Origin of the sequence: Rhizobium sp. CFBP 13644 (genome assembly GCF_014842165.1) — a bacterium.
GTDB lineage: Bacteria > Pseudomonadota > Alphaproteobacteria > Rhizobiales > Rhizobiaceae > Agrobacterium > Agrobacterium tumefaciens_C.
The window spans coordinates 109117-128997 of the sequence record NZ_JACYVF010000009.1 but is presented as its reverse complement, the minus strand read 5'-3'; the positions used below and the strand labels follow the sequence as shown (position 1 = coordinate 128997).

The following is a 19881-nucleotide window of genomic DNA, read 5'->3' as shown; positions in this document are numbered from 1 at the left end:
GCCATTGGTGAAGCAATTCTTAACTGCGAAATTCCATCAACGATATGGCATATTTAGCCGCCCTATTGCTATTATGACAGATAGAACATACAACGTGAATGAGGGTTAAAAGTGTTGACGGGATCGATGCCCGCCGGCTGCCAATCGACAAAGACGCTGGCGCTGCAATATCGGGCAATCATCTGCCGTCGCTGCATTTTTCTCCTGAAACTGAATCAATTCTGGCGTTGCCAGAACAATACCCGGTGGCATGCCACCGCGCGCTCGGAGAGAGCATTTTCATCGGATCCCATCGGGGTCTATTTATTATAGTCGTTCTCGCTTGGCCAATGATGTCGTTGCAGCAGCTTTCAAATCAACCGGATACCACGAGCAGGCATCATGCTTTGCCAGTTGTCCGGGCGCTGCCAGTTAACCGACGCCGGGCAGAACACTTCATTTCCGGCACACCCTTGGAATTAGATGGAAGGCCTGTCCTCGTGACGGGCCTGTTCTCGTATATGACAAGGCTGCGCCGAGGAGCAAAGCTTACATGGCAGACAAAATGCTTATCGACGCGTCCCATGAAGAGGAGACGCGCGTAGTCGTAGTCCGCGGGAATCGAATTGAGGAATTCGATTTCGAGTCGGAACACAAGAAACAAATTCGCGGCAATATATATCTTGCCAAGGTGACCCGCGTGGAGCCTTCGCTTCAGGCTGCATTTGTTGACTACGGCGGCAATCGCCACGGTTTTCTGGCATTCGCAGAAATCCATCCTGACTACTATCAAATCCCCCTTGCTGACAGGCAGGCTCTCTTAAGAGCTGAAGCGGAAGATCATCGCCGCAACGACGACTTCGAGTCGGCAGACGCGCCGAACGAACGGGTCTCATCGACTGTCGATCTCTCTCAGGTAGAACAGCCCGACGTAGGCATCGTTGAAGCCGCACAGGCTGCCCCTGCCCCTGAGCCTGAGGTTGTCGAGGACGTTTCCGCTGAAGCTGTTGAAGCCGAGGTTGAAGCAACCGAGGTCGTGGCGGAAGACGTTGCTGTCGAAGACGAAAAGCCGAAGAAGCGCGTTCGTCGCCCACGCACCAAGAAAAAGACGGAAGCTGATGACGTTTCTGCCGACGCGGCCCCTTCGGATGAAAGCTCCGAAGATGATGGCAGCAAGGGCGGCGAGATGGCAGCCATGGTCGATACGGATACGATTTCGGAAGAAGTCGAAGGCCTCGGCCGTCGTGACAATGATGACGACGACGATGATGATGATCATCACGAGAAGGAAGTCATCGAGTCCGTTGGCGCAGAAGACGCGATGGAGGAAGTTCCAGACCGCGTTTCCCGCAAGCCACGCAAGCAGTACCGCATTCAGGAAGTCATCAAGCGCCGCCAGATTATTCTGGTTCAGGTTGCCAAGGAAGAACGTGGCAACAAGGGCGCTGCCCTGACGACATATCTGTCGCTGGCCGGTCGTTACTCGGTCCTCATGCCGAACACTGCGCGTGGCGGTGGTATTTCCCGCAAGATCACTCAGCCAACAGACCGCAAGCGTCTGAAGGAAATCGCACGCGATCTCGAAGTGCCGCAGGGCATGGGTGTGATCCTTCGTACTGCCGGTGCAAACCGCACCCGCGTCGAAATCAAGCGCGACTTCGAATATCTGATGCGTCTGTGGGAAAACGTCCGCACATTGACGCTGAATTCGACGGCCCCTTGCCTCGTTTACGAAGAAGGCTCGCTGATCAAGCGTTCGATCCGAGATCTCTATAACAAGGACATCAGCGAGATCATCGTTTCCGGTGAGGAAGGCTATCGTGAAGCGAAAGACTTCATGAAGATGCTGATGCCGAGCCACGCCAAGGTAGTTCAGCCCTACCGCGACATTCACCCGATCTTCTCGCGCTCCGGTATCGAAGCGCAGCTTGACCGCATGTTGCAGCCGCAGGTCACGTTGAAATCAGGTGGTTACCTCATCATCAACCAGACGGAAGCGCTGGTTGCCATCGACGTGAACTCCGGTCGTTCGACACGCGAGCATTCCATCGAGGAAACCGCCGTCCAGACGAACCTGGAGGCAGCCGAAGAAGTCGCACGCCAGCTTCGTCTTCGCGACCTTGCCGGTCTTGTCGTCGTCGACTTCATCGACATGGAAGAAAAGCGCAACAACCGCGCCGTTGAAAAGAAGCTGAAGGATTGCCTGAAGAACGACCGCGCCCGCATTCAGGTCGGTCGCATCTCGCACTTCGGTCTTCTGGAAATGTCGCGCCAGCGCATTCGCGCATCGGTTCTGGAATCCACAACGCAGGTCTGCTCGCATTGCGGTGGCACCGGCCATGTTCGCTCTGAATCCTCCATTGCCCTGCATGTGCTGCGCGGCGTTGAAGAATATCTGCTGCGTAACACCACGCACAACATCACGGTTCGTTGCACGCCGGATACGGCATTGTACCTGCTCAACCACAAGCGCGCGACGATTGTCGATTATGAAGCCCGCTTCGGCGTCGCTATCATCATCGCTGCCGATGCAAGCGTCGGTGCGCAGCACTTTGCAATCGATCGCGGCGAAGCCGTCGAGAACCCTGTCAAGATCGAGAGCCTCATCCAGTTGCTTCCTGACTTCGAAGAAGAGGAAGACGACATCATCATCGAAGCTGATGAGGATGAAGAAGAGGAAGAGATCGTAAAGGTCGAGAAGGCTGAAGCCAAACCTGCGCAGGCGGACAATGGCGAAGAAGGCAAACGCAAGCGCAAGCGTCGTCGTCGTCGTCGGGGCAAAGGCAGCCAGAACGGCGTCGATGCACAGGCAGATGCTGGCGAAGACACTGAGTCTGACGATCAGGACGACGATGCCGAGACCGATGCGGATGAAGAGACAAATGTTTCGACATCCAATGGCAGCGACAACAACGGATCTGAAGAAGCCAAGCGCAAGCGTCGTCGCCGCGGCAAGCGTGGTGGACGTCGCAATCGCGATGAAAACGGCAACATTATTGAAGACAATGATGACGTTGAGGCCACACAGGCTGGGGAAGAAGGCGACGAAGCCGCACCTTCCGAGAGCACAGAAGAACAGGTTGCCGTCGACGCTGTCGCTGCTGACGTGACGCCTGCAATCGTTGCCGACGACGCTGAAAAGCCGAAGAAGCCACGCCGGACACGTAAGGCAAAGGACAAGGCTGGCGACACCGAGGCTGAACCAGCAGCAGCTGTCGCTGTGGCTGAACCAGCACCTGCCGCGGTCGCTGTCGAGACTGTGGAGCCGCAAGCAGTTGAGGCACCCGTTGCCGAAGCCCCTGCTCCGGCGCCTGTGGAGCCTGTTGTTGAGACACCTGCCGTTTCCCGTGAAGAAACGACGGATGAAGCAGCCAAGCCTGCACGCGCCAACCGCGGCGATAACGTCTCCTCATCGGAGCCCGTCGTAACCTCGGCAGCACCAGAAGGTGGCGAAACTGATCCATCCAAGCCCCGTAAGGGCGGCTGGTGGCAAAGACGCGGCTTCTTTTAAGCCGAGTTGCTAGTTTTCCAATGAAAAGAGGCTCCGTTTACGGGGCCTTTTTTTGTGTCTACGGTTGGCAAGCAGCTGTCTTGTTGTCTGGGATTGTGGATGCTATCGATCCTCTATGAGATCCAGCACACCAATGAGCGAAGCTGAGTATAAAGCCGTGCTCGTTTCCATTCTGCGCCAGCACTCGCTACCCGCATTGGAGAAGCTGCAGCTGGTGGGCCTCAAGCTTCCCGAAAAAACTCGTATGATGATGATCGGGATACATCCGGGACAAAGCGAGGAAGGCTTCTTTGACGTCCACATTCAGCTTGATGGTCCAGATCTCTATGTCCTCAATAAAGCCATTGCAGCGTATCGATCACTCTTCGAGGTTAGCTGTATCGATGGTCGTATGATACCGGATGTGCCGATGTTCGACGTCGAGAATGCCGGGTTTTCTGTCAATGACGCAATCGTCGATGTCTGTATGGACTGGCTGGAGGAACTGTGGTCGCAGTCTGAGGGTATCGATGTGCCGGCAAAGATGTTCGGCGACGAAGGCTATGGGTCGGTATCCGAAAAACCATTGCATCGCGGGGTCAGGCAATGAGGCCATAAGGTTGAGACCACCCGCAGCCTATCGACGGTTTGACACCATCATGCATCACAAAATAAAAAGCCGGATCGTTCCCGATACGGCTCTTGGATATGCTTGATATAAGCCTCAGATGGCTCACTCGTCGCGATACACCTTTTCACGGCGCTCGTGGCGTTCTTGTGCTTCGATGGAGAGTGTGGCGATAGGACGGGCGTCCAGTCTCTTGAGACCGATAGGTTCGCCGGTTTCTTCGCAATAGCCGTAGGTGCCATCATCGATGCGCTGCAGCGCAGCATCAATTTTCGAGATCAGTTTTCTCTGGCGGTCTCGGGCGCGCAGTTCTATGGCCCGGTCTGTCTCTGATGATGCCCTGTCGGCAAGGTCAGGATGGTTTGCGCTTTCCTCTGCGAGATGCCCCAGCGTCTCTCTCGCTTCTCGCAGAATGTCGTTCCTCCAGCTCACCAGCTTGGCCCGAAAATAGGCCTTCTGGCTTGCATTCATGAACTCATCGCTCTCCGAGAGTACGTATTTACTAAGATCGATCTTCTCACTCACGCGATTCTCCTCGAAGAACATCTCTTATATTGCGCGGGTATACTCCAAGGACGTAGGCCCGTTCAAGTGCGCAGAACAGTTTTAGAGCATTTTTAAATCTGTCATAAAAATCGGCTAAATGATTATTTCTTATGCTTTATTCGCAAAACACGAAATATTTCCGCGATCACGTTTCACATCACGTCACGACAGCCTGGCTCTTGCGGCAAGACGCTCAACTCCTGTAAAGCTGCTGTCGATGTTTCCCTGGCTACAGGACTTCCGATGCAAGAGCCTTCCAACCTGCCGTCAAGACTTTATCTTCTGCGCCATGCACATGCCGCTTGGGCTGCGCCCGGCGAGCGGGATTTCGATAGATCACTGGATAACAAGGGCTACAGCGAAGCGGAAATCATCGCAGACCGCGCATCGGACATGGGCTACAAACCCGATATACTCATCAGCTCTACTGCGTTGCGGTGCCGCGAAACGGCCCAGTCCATGCGCCGCGCCTTCAACGACAGCCTCGAGATCACCTTCGTCGATGAAATGTACAATGCCGAGGCCGATACTTACTTGGCCTTGATTTCAGCGCAGGTGGCGGGCAGCTCCGTCATGCTGATCGGTCATAATCCAACGCTGGACGCTGTTGCTGAGAGGCTGATTGGTAGCCGCCAGATGGAGGCACAGATCCCTTCAGGCTTTCCAACTGCAGGCCTTGCCGCGCTGGATGCGGTGCCTGCCGTCGATGGAGATGGCGCCCAATGGCGTCTGGTGGCTTTCCTGTCTCCGTGACATCGACACCGGCTCGACGGAAAAATTTCCGCCGGGCGCTTCTTTTTTGAGCAATCCGCCACCCTATATATTTTCACATAGAATAATATTTTTTGGGAAACGTCCTTGCCGCCATCCTTTACATCCGTCGCAGATAGCGCACTGATTGCCATGGACAACCTTGCGGACCGGGCAAGCGCCATCACCAACCCGACATTGCGGTTGGGCGTGACCGGACTCTCGCGCGCTGGCAAAACTGTCTTCATTTCCTCGCTCGTGCATAATTTGCTGAATGGTGGCCGGTTGCCGATCTTCGAGGCGATGCGATCCGGTCGTGTCTCAAATGTGCGGCTGGAGCCTCAGCCCGATGACGCCATACCCCGTTTTCAATACGAGGATCACATTCAGGCACTGGTCCGCGACCGGATATGGCCGGACTCGACCCGTGCCATTTCCGAATTGCGGATAACGGTGGAATACCAGAGTGCCAGCGGCTGGGGTCGCTGGTTCTCGCCCGGACGCCTCGCAATAGACATTGTCGATTATCCCGGCGAATGGCTGCTCGATCTTCCGTTGCTGTCCAGAGATTACAAGACCTTCAGCGACAGTACAGTCGCGCTGGCACAGACCGGTGTCCGCGCTGAGCTTGCCCACGAATGGCTCGAGATCGCGGCCGCCGTCGATATTGATGGCCCGGCAGATGAAATGACCGCCCGTCGTCTGGCCGAAAGCTTTGCCACCTATCTGCGCGCCTGCAAGTCAGATGAGCGTTCGCTTTCCACGCTTCCTCCCGGGCGCTTTTTGATGCCGGGTGATCTGGAAGGATCGCCTGCCCTCACCTTTTCGCCGCTGCCCGGCCTGAGTGACGGCAAGGCCGCAAAAGGCTCCCTGCGCGCCATGATGGAGCGTCGTTACGAGGCCTATAAGACGATTGTCGTGAAGCCGTTCTTTCGTGAGCACTTTGCGCGCCTTGATCGCCAGATTGTGCTGATCGACGCGCTTCAGGCCGTTAATCGTGGCCCTGAGGCGGTACAGGATCTGGAGAGAGCGTTGGGCGACGTGCTGGCCTGTTTTAGACCTGGAAAGAACAGCCTTCTATCGTCGCTTGTCGGGCGGCGGATAGACAAGGTTCTGGTTGCCGCAACGAAGGCGGATCACCTTCACCACGAAAGCCATGACAGACTGGAAAGTTTGACGCGACGTCTCGTGGACAGAGCGATCACCACAATCGGCATGAGCGGCGCAGGTATAGAGGTGATGGCGCTTGCCTCGGTGCGGGCCACCAAGGAGGCTAGCGTGCGCCAAGACGGGCAATCGCTTCCTGTCATCGTCGGCACGCCTATCGCTGGTGAGATGATCAATGGCGAGGTCTTTGACGGAAACCGCACCACCGCTGTTTTTCCCGGCGATCTGCCCGAAAATCCGGAGCCACTGTTCCGCGCACTCGATGCTGAGGGTGACAAGGCTGATCTTCCAGATGTGAGTGTCATCCGCTTTCGCCCGCCCCGGCTTGAAGAAAACAAGGATGGCATCAAATTGTCGGTTCCGCATATCAGGCTGGACCGTGCCATGCAGTTCCTGTTTGGAGATCGGCTTGCATGAAAGACGAGAATGATAAGCCCAGCCGCCGCCCCGCAGCGTTTAGTCTGGAAGCTGAAGCGACACCGAGCCGCGTGATGGACGCCAAACGCGCTCCGCGCAGCTTTGATGGCGAGATTTCGATGACGCCGGATGAAGAGGACCCGTTTCTATCGCCGGATGCTGCAGATGCAGCGGCGGTTCCCGTTGCTGTTCCTCGCCGGCGGCGCTTCTCCTTTGGTAAACTGGCCATCAGCGCCATAGGCGTTCTTCTGTCCCTCGCCTTTGGTCTGTGGGCAGACCAGTTGATCCGTGACCTCTTTACCCGCTCTGATTGGCTGGGTTATGCGGCAAGCCTTTCGCTTGCTGTCGCAGTCTTTGCGCTGCTTGCCCTTGTGGCGCGGGAATCCATTGGCATTTGGCGGCTGAACGCGGTGCAGTCACTGAAAGCGGATGCCGAAAAAGCTTCGTTGGATAAGCAGCCAACAGCCGCCCGCGCTGTCGTCGCACGTCTCACAACCGTTCTCTCCCACCGGGCGGAGACTGCGAAGGGCCGCGCTGCGTTGAAGCTTACTGAGAACGATGTGATCGATGGCCCTCACCTGATCGACCTTGCAGAGCGGGAACTGCTGACCCCGCTTGATCGTCAGGCGCGCGCCCTCATTCTCAACTCATCCAAGCGCGTGTCGGTCGTCACGGCCGTCAGCCCCCGCGCCGTTGTAGACCTCGTCTATGTGCTGTTTGAAGTCACACGGCTTGTGCGAACAATGGCTGAGCTTTATGGCGGCCGCCCTGGAACGCTGGGAATGCTGCGCCTGTTGCGGGATGTTATCGCACATCTGGCGGTAACGGGCTCCATAGCCGTTGGTGATGGCTTGGCCCAACAGGTTCTCGGTCATGGCCTGGCCTCCAGGCTTTCCGCTCGCCTGGGTGAAGGCGTCATCAACGGGCTGATGACCGCACGAATCGGCATTGCAGCTATGGATCTGTGCCGTCCCCTGCCGTTCAGGGCACTGAAACGCCCCGGAATTGGTGATTTTGTTTCTGACCTAACGCCTAATTTTAGCGGCGCGTCTAAAGCGGAAAAGCCCTGATTTTCAGGCGGTCTGGAGCCTGAAAGGTTACTGCCCACATTAGCAAACGTCATGAAAGAAACGAAGCATTAACCATTCCCGACATAAATTGAGGCCACACAAAGCGGCCAACGCGCCAGGGAAAGTATCATGTATTCGCGCTTCTTTTCGCTACTGGGTGGCCTTGCCGCCATTATGTCCATTAGTGGTGGCCTCTCGGTTTCCGAGGTGCAGGCAGCCTCTCGCGATGACCAATTCTTTGGTTCCGTTGCCGGCGCATGGTCCGGCCCCGGCGAGATCGTTGCGGGCAAATACAAAGGCACCAAATTCACCTGCGATTTGACAGGCGAACCCTTGGCAAACGACGATACCGGCATCAAGCTGGGTGGCACCTGCCGCGTTGGCGTTTTCAAGCAGCCGATGTCCGCGGTCATCTCCCAAAAGGGCAACAGCTACGAGGGCAAGTTCCTCGATGGTTCCGAGGGCAAGGGACTTGATATCGTTTCCGGCCAGGTCAGTGGCGACAAGGTTGTTCTTGGTATCAACCGCGCGAAGCTGAATGGCGCGATGGTTGCCCGCGTTACCAACAACACGTCCATGAACATCACGATTTCGGTGAAAGTCGCGGACCAGATGGTGCCTGTTATCGGCCTGACGCTGGCGCGCAATGTCGATCAGATGGCGGTAGGATCGATCAAGCCTTAATTAACACAGCCTGAGTTCTAAGCATCTGAGAACGGGAGTGTCCACCACTCCCGTTTTTTGTTGGTGATGCGGATACCATCCTTGTCGGCATCCTGCAGCCAGTCAGAAACTGCCCTACCCTCAAAAATAAGGTCTGGCGCTATGTCAGCCAGCGGCATCAGCACGAATGCGCGTTCCGCCATACGCGGATGAGGAATTTCTACACGTGCGGTGCTGATGATGGCTTCGCCATAGGTCAGCACATCGATGTCGATTGTTCGCGGCCCCCAGCGCTCATTGCGCACACGCTTCATGCCCCGCTCAATGTCCAGGCACAGATCCAGTAACTCTTCAGGGCCAAGCGCTGTCTCAATCAGGGCGCAGCAATTGAAAAAATCCGCCTGATCAAGCTTGCCCCAAGGCGGCGTCCGGTAAAGCTGCGACACTGCAACAAGCTGGCAGCTTTCGTGACGTGATAGCAATTCCAACGCTTGCGCCATGGCAGCCGGTGGGTCGCCAATATTGCCGCCCAGCCCCAGAGACGCAACGATCATCCCATCAGCCATGCTGTTCGACACTCACCTGCGCATAATCCAGAATACCAGGAACAGGTGCCGAGGGCTTGCGAACGGTGATCTTGACCCGAACGATCTGCGGATAGCGACGACGCAAGGCCGTGGCGATATCATTGGCCAGTGCCTCGATCAGATAACGACGTTGCCCGGCAACGATCTTTTCAACGACATCGAAGGCAACGCCATAATCAACCGTGTTTTTGATGTCATCCGTTTCCAGCGCGTCGCCAGCCTCAACTTCCATTTCCGCATCAACGAAAAAGCGCTGCCCAAGCGTTTCTTCCTGCTCCAGCAGCCCATGGCGGGCGAAGAACGAACAGTTTTTCAGCACTATCGTGTAACGGCTCATCTCATCCACCTTAATTCTTGTTCTTGTGCTTTAGAACCGCATCGGCAATCGACAGCGCGTCGCGTGTCATCGCCACATTATGTACGCGAAAAATCACCGCTCCCGCCAGCCTTAGAATGGCCGTTGTGGCCGCGGTTCCAACATCGCGTTCCTCCGCACCGTCCCTGCCGGTCAGCGCACCAACGAACCGCTTGCGGGAGGTGCCAGCCAGAATAGGCAATCCAAAGCCGCCAAGCTCATCGAAACGCGACATCAACGCAATGTTTTCGTCCGTATCCTTGGCAAAGCCAAAGCCCGGATCGAGCACGATAGCATTTCGCGCGATGGTGGCCTGCTGCGCAATTTCGAGCGATCGGTTAAGAAATGCGAACTGGTCTGCGACGACGTCCGGCAGTTTCTCGCGATCACGCCCCGTATGCATGATGCAGACACCGGCTTGCGTGGCCGCCACAACATTAGCCATATCAGGGTCTTTCTGAAGCCCGTAGACATCGTTGACGATGTGCGCGCCAGCCTCTATCGCCAGTCTTGCGGTCGATGCGCGGTAGGTATCGATTGAAAGCAGCGCGTCCGTCTCTTTCGCCAACCGTTCGATGACCCGTAGCACCCGATCCTGCTCTTCCTGCTCGGTCACGGCGTCAGCGCCCGGACGGGTCGATTCACCGCCGATATCGATGATATGGGCGCCCTCTTTCACGCAGGCCAAGGCGTGCGCGAAGGCTTGGTCAGCGGCCAGAAATCGTCCGCCGTCGGAAAAAGAATCCGGCGTTGCGTTCACGATTGCCATGATAAGGCCATCCCCATCAAGTTTCAGGGATCGCCCATGCCCGACTTGCCACCCATTGTCACTGGCTGTTATCACCTAACTTCAAGCCTTTCCGGAATAACGGAGTGCATGCCATCAATACCGTTACCACTCCGTCCAGCGAACTGGACATCATCTGGCGTTCTATGCCGGAATCACTCTCCAAGTTCAACCGGAAGGCCGGGAAATGAAGAACAAGTCACACATGCTTCGTGCTGTTGTTTTCGGTGTCATGTTTTTGTCTGCGACACAGATCGCAAATTCCGCGGCCGTTGTCAGCAAGTCCTTCTCCTACTTCAAGATCGGTGGAAAAACCGCAGAGGATTTGGACCGCGAATTGTCCCGCCACGGGCCTTTGACAAAAGCGACGGGAGCCCGACATCCCGGTGCAACCGAGATCAAGTTCGGTGGCGAGTTAAGCTACGTCGAGAAGGGCACACTGTGCGCCGTCGGCTCAGTCAAGGTCACGCTGCACACCAAGATCCTTCTGCCGCGATGGACCAATCGTCGGCGCACCTCGGCGGACCTTGCTCTGATCTGGGACACACTGGCATCAGACATCAAGCGACACGAAGAACGACACGCCGAGATTGCCCGCACCTATGCGCGCTTGCTGGACCAGAAACTGCAGGCGCTTCAGCCGCAGCCAGATTGTGAGAAGATGCAGGCACTCGTCACGCAGACGACGCGGAGCGTGATGGAAGAGCACGACAAGGACCAACTTCGGTTTGATATCGTGGAATCGAAAAACTTCGACGCGCGCATGACACGATTATTGAAGCACAGAATTTCCCGGTCAGCGCCTGAGCGTTAGAATGCATGATGCAAAAAGCACTTATAGGTAAGCCTTAAAGCATATTCGCAACCGGGCAAGCCGCGTTTCAGAGAATGAAATGATCGTTGATTTCTTGCTATGGATGCAGCGATCCGACTCGGCCATTATCAGGCCAACACAGATATCAACCGACACAGTTTCAATCCCCCCCTTCATGTCTCCTCCGGCGCGTCCTGGGCACCAGGCATATATCTATATGCCTGAGAGTGATGCGCCTACCTTGCCTCGCTTCTCCTGAGAACGGAAGGCGAGGTTTTTTCTGTTGCAATGTCTGGCTATCAGCCCTGACGCTCTGGCACGTGAACGACCAGGCCATCAAGCGCATCGCTCATTTTGATCTGACAGGAAAGACGCGACGTAGGGCGAACGTCGAACGCAAAATCCAGCATGTCTTCTTCCATCGGCTCTGGCGCGCCGACGCGCTCTGCCCAGGCATCATCAACATAAACGTGACAGGTGGCACATGCACAGGCACCACCACATTCGGCATCGATACCCGGTACGGAGTTGCGCATGGCGGTTTCCATCACGGTGGAGCCATTGCTGACGTCGAATTCATGCGACGTGCCGTCAAAAGCAACGATAGTCAGTTTGGTCATGTAGGGAATCCAGAACGAGTGTTTGAGAATGTTTCTAAACAAATAGAAAGGCCGGGTCCGCTTGGCAACCCGCGAATGTGGCTACCAATGCAAAACCGGCCTCAAAAAACCCGTCTCTAACCGTGATTAACGGCACAATTTCAAAATGAAGTTCTCTGCTTCAACAACGGAAACGGCCACTTTTGCCAAGGCGGCACTGTCCTTGCTGTTATTTTCAACGGCCTCAGCCGCAGCAGAGACGCCGAAAGCGCCCACCGCATCTGCCGAACCCTTGAGACGATGCGCAATGGCTTTGATCTGATCATCATCGGCTGTCGCGAGATCGTGCAGCAAAGTCCGCGCATTGCGGGTAAACAACTGAAGAATCTCGATCTCCAGATCCTTGTCACCCATCGTCTGACGGGACAGATGTGCAAAATCAATTGGCTTGCTCTTGGCGGGCGTGGCGGGCACGCCATTATCAGGACCTTCAAATGCAATATTTGGCACTGCCATCTTGTAGAATCCCTATTTTGGATCAGTTTCTTGTTTTGAGGCACATATGTTCCGCAGTTAAGCAGGCTAAGGCTCCCAAGAGCTTAAATTGCGGCGCGCGTGCCGTGAAAATCTTTCCCTATGGTTAATTTATGTTAAACATATACGGGACAAGGCGTTCGGAGCGCTGGCGAGGTTTAAAAACTGTTAACAAACCGCCACTTGGCCAAGTGTGGGATGCCGCGTTAATTGTTTAAAAGCCGCAAATGTGTCACTACGATACTGCTGTGATCCACAACCTCAGTTCGAGTTTTGTGAATCCGGCATATGAATGTAGTTTACCCGGGAGCTTGGGGAACAGCTCTCAGAAATTAGTAAGACACGAGGCACTATATACCGGCTGGTATCGTGTCTCGAGGCGTGATGGCGGAAACCCGTAGCGGGCGGCAAACGGGTCAACGGCATGAGGCCGGGCGTATAGTAACGAGGCGTAACCGCATGGCGAATAAAAAGATTAGCGACTCGATTGACGAGACTGCATTTCAGGCATTGGAAGATGCCTTGCAGCTTGGCGCATACGAAAATCAGCCGGAGCCTCGGAAAAAGTCCGCTCCAAAGCCTGCGGAGCGCAAAGTGCAAGAACCAACAAGAGCAGCAGAACGCCCCAATTCCCGCACTGCGGAAGCTCCGCAACAGCCGCGACCTGCGCCTGAGCAGGCAGCACCGAGATCACCATCTCTGGAAGCGGCCAATGATGGCTCGAAACGCAGCCCGGCCATGATCCTGAAGTCGCTCGATGCTGGCTCTATCGCAGGGGCATTGCGCAACGCTTCTATCGTTTCCGTATTTTGGGCCGTCGCTGGAGTAGGCCTTGCAAATGTTATCTATGGCAACCTGATCTGGAATGTCGGTTCTCTGGCAGAACTGCTGGCTGTTCCCGGTGTCATGGCAATCTTCATTGGCATCATCGTGCCAATCATGCTGTTTTTCGCTTTCGCAATCATGATGGCTCGCGCCAAGGATCTTCGCAACGCAGCGCGCTCCATGGCTGAAGTGGCATTGCGCCTTTCTGAGCCTGAAACCGTTGCATCAGACCGCATCATGTCCGTCGGTCAGGCCGTCCGCCGCGAAGTATCCGCGATGAATGACGGCATTGAGCGCACTATTGCCCGTGCGACCGAGCTTGAAACGCTCGTTCATTCCGAGGTCAATGCGCTTGAGCGTAGCTATGCCGATAATGAATTGCGTGTTCGCAGCCTCGTTCATGAACTGAGCGCAGAGCGCGACGCCATTATCAATCACGCGGAACGCATCCGCACCTCCATCGTCGGCGCGCAGGATCAGATCAAGGAAGAACTCTCCATCGTTGGAGAAGAGCTTTCCATGCGTCTCGCGACCAGCGGCGAAGCCTTTGCCTCGATGATCGACACGCGGTCTGCCGCCCTGCTGGAAAAATCGCGCATTTCTTCAGAAGCGATGGGCAGCCTCATCGCCGCCAAGACGGACAACCTTCTCAAGGCTCTGAACACGTCAGGCGCATCCATTTCCAACGAATTCGATCTGCGCCTGCACGATCTTAGCACGACGCTGGATGAGCGCGGCCGCCTGCTTCTGGACCAGTTCGCAACCCAGGCTTCCACCCTGAGCAGCGGAACGGAAAACCTCAATAAGTCGCTCGAAGAACGCACGCGTCTTCTCAATGATGTCCTGTCCAAGCGGACGCTGGAAATCGGCCAGAACATCGAGCGCGGTCAGGAAATCATCGGCGGTTCTCTCGACAACGTTCTCGATAAGCTCTCGGAAACGCTGGAACAGAAGGGCCTGTCCTTCCGCCAGAGCCTGCAGAGTTCTACCGACGATGCCATCATGGATCTCGATCTGCGCTCCGGCCTGTTCGAGGAAAAGCTGCAAACAACTGTTGGCCTCGTTAACTCGGCCTTCGATGAGCACGTTGCCGAATTCGCCACTGCATTCGATCAGCGCGCTGGCAGTCTCGATAGCAAGTTGATGGAAAGCCTCGCCCGGATCAATGAAACGGTTTCAGGCGGCACTGAGTCCATCGACGGCGTGCTGAACTCGGGTATCGATCGCCTCAACACCACTCTCACCGACCAGTCATTCGCTCTCGCCACCACACTTGGCACCGGCCAGGAAATGCTGGAAAGCTCGTTCGAAGGCCACACGCGTGAACTGAGCGACGCAATCGGCAAGCGCACGGCTGAAATCACCGGCGCATTCAACACGACACATGAGCAGATCGATACCGTTCTGGCCGAACGCAGCGCCGCCCTGTTTGGTGCGCTTTCCGCCAGCCAGGATCGTTTCGACACTGCCCTTGCCAGCCGCACCGAAGCCATCACGGGTTCTGTATCCGGCACGGCGCAACATCTTGCAGCCCTTCTGGAAGAGCGCGCCGCCGCCATCAACAACATTGTGGCCGATGTCGAACGCCGTCTGGCCGAGACCCTCGACAGCCGTGCAGCAGCCATCACGGGCGCCGTTTCTGGTGTTGAAGAGCGCCTGGCAGATACGCTCGACGTGCGCACCGCAGCCATCCAGCAGGCTGTTGCGGGCGTTGAAGACCGCATCGCGGACACGCTCGAAAGCCGTACCGCCGCCCTCGCCCATGTTGTGTCCGGCGCCGAAGAGCGGATCGCGGATGCTCTCGACAGCCGCACGATGGCGCTCGACATGGCGTTTTCGACCGCCGAAGAGCGCCTGTCGGAGACATTGGATAGCCGCACCACCACATTGACAAGCGCGGTTTCCGGCGTCGAAACCCGCATCGCGGAATCGATTGATAGCCGTACTGCAGCTCTGAGCAACGTCGTAGCCGGTGTCGAAGACCGCATCGCCGACGCACTCGACAGCCGCACCATGGCGCTCGATATGGCGTTTTCCACTGCCGAAGAACGCCTGTCAGAGACCCTGGATAGCCGTACAGTGGCATTGACCGGCGCGGTTTCGGGCGTAGAAACACGTATTGCAGAAACGCTTGATAGCCGCACGGCAGCTCTCAGCAGCGTCGTATCCGGTGTAGAAGACCGCATCGCGGACGCTCTCGATAGCCGCACCATGGCACTCGATATGGCGTTCTCCACAGCCGAAGAGCGTCTATCCGAAACATTGGACAGCCGCACCAACGCGCTGAATTCTGCGGTCGCTGGCGCAGAAGAACGCATTGCCGATACGCTTGACAGCCGTACCATGGCAATCGACATGGCGTTTTCGGGTGCCGAGGAGCGCATCGCAGAATCTCTCGACATCAGAACTGCGGCGCTGAACACGATCGTGTCCGGCGTTGAAAGCAGAATTTCCAATACGATTCAGACCGGAACAACCGCACTTTCCAACGCCGTCACAGGCGTGGAAGATCGCATCGCTGAAACGCTCGATAGCCGCACAGCCGCCTTGAGCAGCGTTGTCGCCGGTGTTGAAGAGCGGATTGCCGACACGCTCGACAGCCGAACCATGGCGATCGACATGGCATTCTCCGGCGCGCAAGAGCGCCTTGCAGAGACACTGGATGCGCGCACGACGTCGCTGTCCGGCATTGTCTCCGGTATGGAAACTCGCATCGCCGACACGCTTGACGGCCGCACCGCTGCCTTGTCCAGCGTCGTATCTGGTGTCGAGGAGCGTCTTGCCGATACGTTGGATAGCCGCACAATGGCTATCGACATGGCATTTTCTGGTGCAGAAGAGCGTATCGCAGCCTCTCTCGACAGCCGCACAGCCGCTTTGAACACCGTCGTTTCCAGCGCTGAAGAGCGCATTGCAGATACGCTCGATAGCCGGGCGATGTCCTTCGATATGGCATTTTCTGGCGCCGAGGAGCGTATCGCAGCCTCTCTCGATAGCCGCACTGCCGCTTTGAATACCGTCGTTTCCAGCGCTGAAGAGCGCATTGCAGATACGCTCGACAGCCGCGCGATGTCCTTCGATATGGCATTCTCGAGTGCAGAAGAGCGGCTTGCCGAAACCCTTGATGCCCGCGCATCTTCTCTCAGCAGCGTTGTTGCTGGCGTCGAAGGACGCATCGCCGACACGCTGGAAAGCCGCACATCTGCGCTTGCAAACGCAGTATCCGGCGTCGAGGACCGCATTGCCGACGCACTCGACAGCCGTGCTATGGCAATCGACATGGCGATTTCAGGTGCGGAAGAGCGCATCACGGAAACGCTCGATAATCGCACCGAGACCCTCACCCGGTCTGTCGCAAATGCGGAACAGCGTCTTTCGTCTACAGCCTCTACCATCGAGGAAGCGCTTTCCGTCGGACATCTTCGTCTTGACACCATGCTTGGCATCCAGGCCGATGCGATCACCAGAACGGTGGCGCGCAACAGTGGGCTGATCGAGGAAACCGTTGGATCAGCGGCAACGCGGATCGAAACCGCAGTAGAAGGCGGTGTGGGCCGCTTTGCGGGCACCATGGAAACCGGCGTTTCCCGCATCGAGAACAACCTTGTTTCATCGCACGACCTGCTGCGCGGCACACTCGACCAGCATCACTCCGCACTCAGCGAAACGCTTGGCTCTGCGCGGGAGCGCATCAGCGACCTGCTATCCGAGCAGTCCATGTCGATTGGCACAACAATCGCATCGAGCGCGAGCATGCTGGAAATGTCGCTTGAGAACCAGCAGGAGGCCATTCAGCGCACGATAGACGCCAGTGGCGCGACGCTTGAAGAGCGCATGCGCAACAGTGCGGGTGCCGTCGTCGAAAAAATCGATGAAGCCACCAGGGAAATTGGTGGCGCGGCTGACGCCCTCACCGCCCGCGTCGAGGAAACCGTCGGTCAAGTCGCAGTTCGTCTGGATCAGACTGGTGCGCGCCTCGAAAGCAACATCGACAGCTTGCAGACCCGTATCCAGACCGATCTCGGTAACGTCAACGCAACGATTGAAGATGCCGGTCGCAAGATTTCCGAAACGTTTGACGGTAAAACCGCAGAGCTTGTCCGCTCCAGCGACGATGCAACACAGCGCATCGCCGGCGTATTGGATAGCGGGACAGCCCGCATTGACGAGCGCCTCGGCACCATGGACCGCGCCCTGAATATCGGCCTCGAGAACGTCAACCGCACCATCGAAGGCAAGGCGACCAACCTCGCTGTCAGCCTGCGCGATGCGGTCGTGAATGCTGCCGAGACAATGGGTAGCGAAGCCCTTCGCTCTACCGAATTGCTGGCGAAAACAGGCAATGAATTTGCCGATCAGATTAAATCGCGCAACGATGAATTTGCCCGCGCCATCGAGCAGCGTTCCGATGAAATCGTTGGCCGTATGTCTGATGCCCAGGTTCGCATGTCGGGTCAGGCAGTTGCTGTCGCCCAGACCTTCTCCGAAGCTGGCAATGCCATCGTCAACAAGGTCGCAGAAGCTGAAGCCATTGTTCGCACACAGGTCGGCGCCATCTCAGAGACTTTGGCGGGCGTGGAAAGCTCTCTCGATGCACGTGGCGAATCCATCCGCTCGACACTCGATTCGCGGACACGTGAACTCAACTCCATGCTTGCCAGCCGCTCCGCCGAGCTGTCGCGTCTCATCGAAGAGAAGGCCAAGCCTATCGTCAATGAGTTCTCGACAATCGGTAACAATGCGGCTGAAAAGATCGTGACCGCCGCACAGCAGAGCGCGAACCTTCTGGTCGAAAGCAACAGCGGTATGGCTCAACTGGTCGAGCAGGCCATTGATGACTATTCCAAGGCGAGCAGCGATGCGGCAAACCGCTTGGTTGCCGCTACTCGTCAGAGCACGACGATGCTGAAAGAAACGCATTCCGGCATGACGAATGTCGTGACGGGCGCCGTTGATAACCTCAACGTTGCCGTTGCGCGTGCCTCTCAGGAATTCAAGGCGGCGGATCAGTCGCTCAGCACAGCGACCTCCAGCTTCTCGGATTCCGCTTCACGTGCCGCCGATATGGTGTCCAGCTCCAGCCGCCTGCTGGAAGGGAAGATCGACCGCCTCTCCAACATTTCGGGCCAGACTCTTACGCAGGTTGCAGGGATCGTCGATCGCTTCGAGGAACATTCATCCGTTCTGTCGCAGGCCTCGGAGCTCCTCAACGCCGCACAGACAAGCCTGGTCGGTACGCTGGAAGAACGTCAGGAAGCCCTGCGGACGTTGTCTGTTGGCTTGCTGACCCGTTCGGAAGAAATCGAAAACTCGATGCGCGATGTGATGGGCGTCGTTGAACAGACCCTCGCACAGGCTGAACAGCGTTCTGCCAACGTGGCAGGCAATCTGCGAAACAACCTCAGCACTTCATTCGATGACATTGGCCGCTCGCTCGACGAGACTGAACAGCGGGCAAAGTCTGCAGCCGAGAACATGCGCGGCGCACTTCAGTCTGCGGGCGAAGATGCAAGCCGCTCTATCGAAGGCACAATGGCTGAAGCCCAGAAATATTCTGACGCTTTGGTGAACCGTCTTCGCGGTGGCGTTGCAGCGTCCCTGTCCGACGTGGACAAGCTGCTCGGAAACGCAACTGACAAATCCAACGCTGCGGCTGAATCGATGCGCGAAACACTGCGTGAAGCGGTGGAAGAAGCGGTTCAGCGCTTTGCTGGTGCCACGGACGAGATCCGTCGCTCGAGCCTCGATATTCGGACTGAACTGGATTCGACTCGTGCCGAACTGAAGCGTGGTGCCTTCGACCTGCCAGAAGAAGCCAAGGAAAGCGCTGCCGCCATGCGCCGCGCCGTATCCGAGCAGATCAAGGCGCTGCAGGACATTTCGCAGCTGGTCGGTCGCTCGACGCAACAGCTTGAAATTTCCGAGCCCGCTGCGCGTGCGATTGCCGCAACAAAGACGGTCGCACCCGCCCAGCCACAGCAGCCACGTGTGGAACAACGGCGCCCAGAGGCCCCAACACCGTCTTCACCTGTCATATCTCGCCCTGCGCTTCAGCAGCCGGTTGCACAGCAGCCACGTCCAAGCGCGCCAGCTGAAGCCCGCGCCGTACCGCAGCAGCCAAGCATTTCTTCTGCGCCAGTTCAACGCCGGGAAGATGGCGGCGGCTGGATCAGCGATCTGCTGCGTGGCGCCTCCCGTGATGGTCAGGATGGCCAGACACAGCCTGCAACTGCCCCGCGTCAACAGGCAGAGCCACAGACAAGAGCTGCCGATGCCAGAAACCCGCGCCATGTGGTCGAGTCCCTGAACTCTCTGTCGGTGGACATTGCCCGTGCCATCGACCACGATGCGTCTGTCGAATTGTGGGGCCGCTATCAGCGCGGCGAACGGGACGTATTCACACGCCGTCTCTACACGCTGAAGGGCCAGCAGACCTTCGACGAGATCAAGCGCAAATACGATCGTGAGGTGGAATTCCGCACCGCAGTGGACCGCTACATTTCCGATTTCGAAAAACTGCTTGCTGATGTGGCACGCACAGACCGCGACAGGACAATCACGCAGTCATACCTCACCTCCGATACCGGCAAGGTCTATACGATGCTTGCACATGCGGCGGGTCGCTTTAGCTAAGTCGCTGGTATACGAATATAAAAAGCCCCTCTGGTCC

The 19881-nt window shown here is 56.9% G+C and carries 14 protein-coding genes; 8 read left to right on the top strand and 6 right to left on the bottom strand.

Annotated features, from left to right (window positions below; genetic code table 11):
• Window positions 1-532: 532 nt before the first annotated feature.
• Window positions 533-3490, top strand: coding sequence for an Rne/Rng family ribonuclease (locus IFT53_RS19930; RefSeq protein WP_192066425.1), 2958 nt, complete (start codon window positions 533-535; stop codon window positions 3488-3490).
• A gap of 133 nt (window positions 3491-3623) precedes the next feature.
• Window positions 3624-4079, top strand: a complete 456-nt coding sequence (locus IFT53_RS19925; RefSeq protein ID WP_192066427.1) for a DUF6389 family protein — start codon at window positions 3624-3626, stop codon at window positions 4077-4079.
• 123 nt (window positions 4080-4202) lie between these two features.
• Here the strand turns inward: IFT53_RS19925 and dksA are convergent, their stop codons facing one another.
• Window positions 4203-4622, bottom strand: a complete 420-nt coding sequence (dksA, locus tag IFT53_RS19920; RefSeq protein ID WP_042619775.1) for an RNA polymerase-binding protein DksA — start codon at window positions 4620-4622, stop codon at window positions 4203-4205.
• A gap of 264 nt (window positions 4623-4886) precedes the next feature.
• On the opposite strand from dksA, the gene IFT53_RS19915 reads away from it, so the two are divergent.
• From IFT53_RS19915 to IFT53_RS19900, 4 genes are all read left to right on the top strand, one after another.
• Window positions 4887-5396 (top strand): SixA phosphatase family protein, encoded by a 510-nt coding sequence (locus IFT53_RS19915; RefSeq protein WP_192066428.1) that lies wholly within the window; start codon window positions 4887-4889, stop codon window positions 5394-5396.
• Window positions 5397-5501: 105 nt separating this feature from the next.
• Window positions 5502-6977 carry a YcjX family protein gene (locus IFT53_RS19910; protein WP_192066430.1) on the top strand — a complete coding sequence of 492 codons (1476 nt, stop codon included), beginning with the start codon at window positions 5502-5504 and terminating at the stop codon, window positions 6975-6977.
• Window positions 6974-8047 (top strand): TIGR01620 family protein, encoded by a 1074-nt coding sequence (locus IFT53_RS19905; protein ID WP_192066432.1) that lies wholly within the window; start codon window positions 6974-6976, stop codon window positions 8045-8047. The genes IFT53_RS19910 and IFT53_RS19905 overlap by 4 nt, the downstream gene beginning before the upstream one ends.
• Before the next feature lie 129 nt (window positions 8048-8176).
• Window positions 8177-8731: a hypothetical protein gene (locus IFT53_RS19900; RefSeq protein WP_192066433.1), complete on the top strand. Its 555-nt coding sequence runs from the start codon at window positions 8177-8179 to the stop codon at window positions 8729-8731.
• Window positions 8732-8748: 17 nt separating this feature from the next.
• Here the strand turns inward: IFT53_RS19900 and folK are convergent, their stop codons facing one another.
• The 3 genes from folK to folP are packed head-to-tail and all read right to left on the bottom strand — an operon-like array spanning window position 8749 to window position 10496.
• Window positions 8749-9264, bottom strand: a complete 516-nt coding sequence (gene folK / locus IFT53_RS19895) for a 2-amino-4-hydroxy-6-hydroxymethyldihydropteridine diphosphokinase (protein ID WP_192066650.1) — start codon at window positions 9262-9264, stop codon at window positions 8749-8751.
• A 4-nt stretch (window positions 9265-9268) separates the two neighbouring features.
• Window positions 9269-9634: a dihydroneopterin aldolase gene (gene folB / locus IFT53_RS19890; RefSeq protein WP_042619777.1), complete on the bottom strand. Its 366-nt coding sequence runs from the start codon at window positions 9632-9634 to the stop codon at window positions 9269-9271.
• Between the two features lie 10 nt (window positions 9635-9644).
• The gene (folP, locus tag IFT53_RS19885; RefSeq protein WP_446737698.1) at window positions 9645-10496 is read right to left on the bottom strand and encodes a dihydropteroate synthase; all 852 of its coding nucleotides are present in this window, start codon (window positions 10494-10496) and stop codon (window positions 9645-9647) included.
• Window positions 10497-10626: 130 nt separating this feature from the next.
• Here folP and IFT53_RS19880 point away from each other — a divergent pair, with 130 nt between their 5' ends.
• Window positions 10627-11253 (top strand): DUF922 domain-containing protein, encoded by a 627-nt coding sequence (locus IFT53_RS19880; protein WP_192066436.1) that lies wholly within the window; start codon window positions 10627-10629, stop codon window positions 11251-11253.
• 299 nt (window positions 11254-11552) lie between these two features.
• On the opposite strand, the gene IFT53_RS19875 is transcribed toward IFT53_RS19880, so the two are convergent.
• Both IFT53_RS19875 and IFT53_RS19870 read right to left on the bottom strand, forming a co-directional pair.
• Complete coding sequence (locus tag IFT53_RS19875) at window positions 11553-11873, bottom strand: 2Fe-2S iron-sulfur cluster-binding protein (RefSeq protein WP_042619581.1); 321 nt, start codon at window positions 11871-11873, stop codon at window positions 11553-11555.
• A gap of 126 nt (window positions 11874-11999) precedes the next feature.
• Window positions 12000-12368, bottom strand: coding sequence for an Hpt domain-containing protein (locus tag IFT53_RS19870; RefSeq protein WP_192066438.1), 369 nt, complete (start codon window positions 12366-12368; stop codon window positions 12000-12002).
• A gap of 477 nt (window positions 12369-12845) precedes the next feature.
• On the opposite strand from IFT53_RS19870, the gene IFT53_RS19865 reads away from it, so the two are divergent.
• Window positions 12846-19844: an apolipoprotein A-IV repeat region-like domain-containing protein gene (locus IFT53_RS19865; RefSeq protein WP_192066440.1), complete on the top strand. Its 6999-nt coding sequence runs from the start codon at window positions 12846-12848 to the stop codon at window positions 19842-19844.
• The last annotated feature ends 37 nt before the right edge of the window (window positions 19845-19881 follow it).

What these genes read in the sequence shown, in the direction of transcription:
- IFT53_RS19865 (WP_192066440.1), top strand. Translation starts at nt 12,846, where the DNA reads ATGGCGAATAAAAAGATTAGCGACTCGATTGACGAGACTGCATTTCAG.
- folB (WP_042619777.1), bottom strand. Translation starts at nt 9,634, where the DNA reads ATGAGCCGTTACACGATAGTGCTGAAAAACTGTTCGTTCTTCGCCCGC.
- IFT53_RS19925 (WP_192066427.1), top strand. Translation starts at nt 3,624, where the DNA reads ATGAGCGAAGCTGAGTATAAAGCCGTGCTCGTTTCCATTCTGCGCCAG.
- IFT53_RS19870 (WP_192066438.1), bottom strand. Translation starts at nt 12,368, where the DNA reads ATGGCAGTGCCAAATATTGCATTTGAAGGTCCTGATAATGGCGTGCCC.
- IFT53_RS19930 (WP_192066425.1), top strand. Translation starts at nt 533, where the DNA reads ATGGCAGACAAAATGCTTATCGACGCGTCCCATGAAGAGGAGACGCGC.
- IFT53_RS19905 (WP_192066432.1), top strand. Translation starts at nt 6,974, where the DNA reads ATGAAAGACGAGAATGATAAGCCCAGCCGCCGCCCCGCAGCGTTTAGT.
- IFT53_RS19900 (WP_192066433.1), top strand. Translation starts at nt 8,177, where the DNA reads ATGTATTCGCGCTTCTTTTCGCTACTGGGTGGCCTTGCCGCCATTATG.
- IFT53_RS19915 (WP_192066428.1), top strand. Translation starts at nt 4,887, where the DNA reads ATGCAAGAGCCTTCCAACCTGCCGTCAAGACTTTATCTTCTGCGCCAT.
- folK (WP_192066650.1), bottom strand. Translation starts at nt 9,264, where the DNA reads ATGATCGTTGCGTCTCTGGGGCTGGGCGGCAATATTGGCGACCCACCG.
- IFT53_RS19880 (WP_192066436.1), top strand. Translation starts at nt 10,627, where the DNA reads ATGAAGAACAAGTCACACATGCTTCGTGCTGTTGTTTTCGGTGTCATG.
- IFT53_RS19875 (WP_042619581.1), bottom strand. Translation starts at nt 11,873, where the DNA reads ATGACCAAACTGACTATCGTTGCTTTTGACGGCACGTCGCATGAATTC.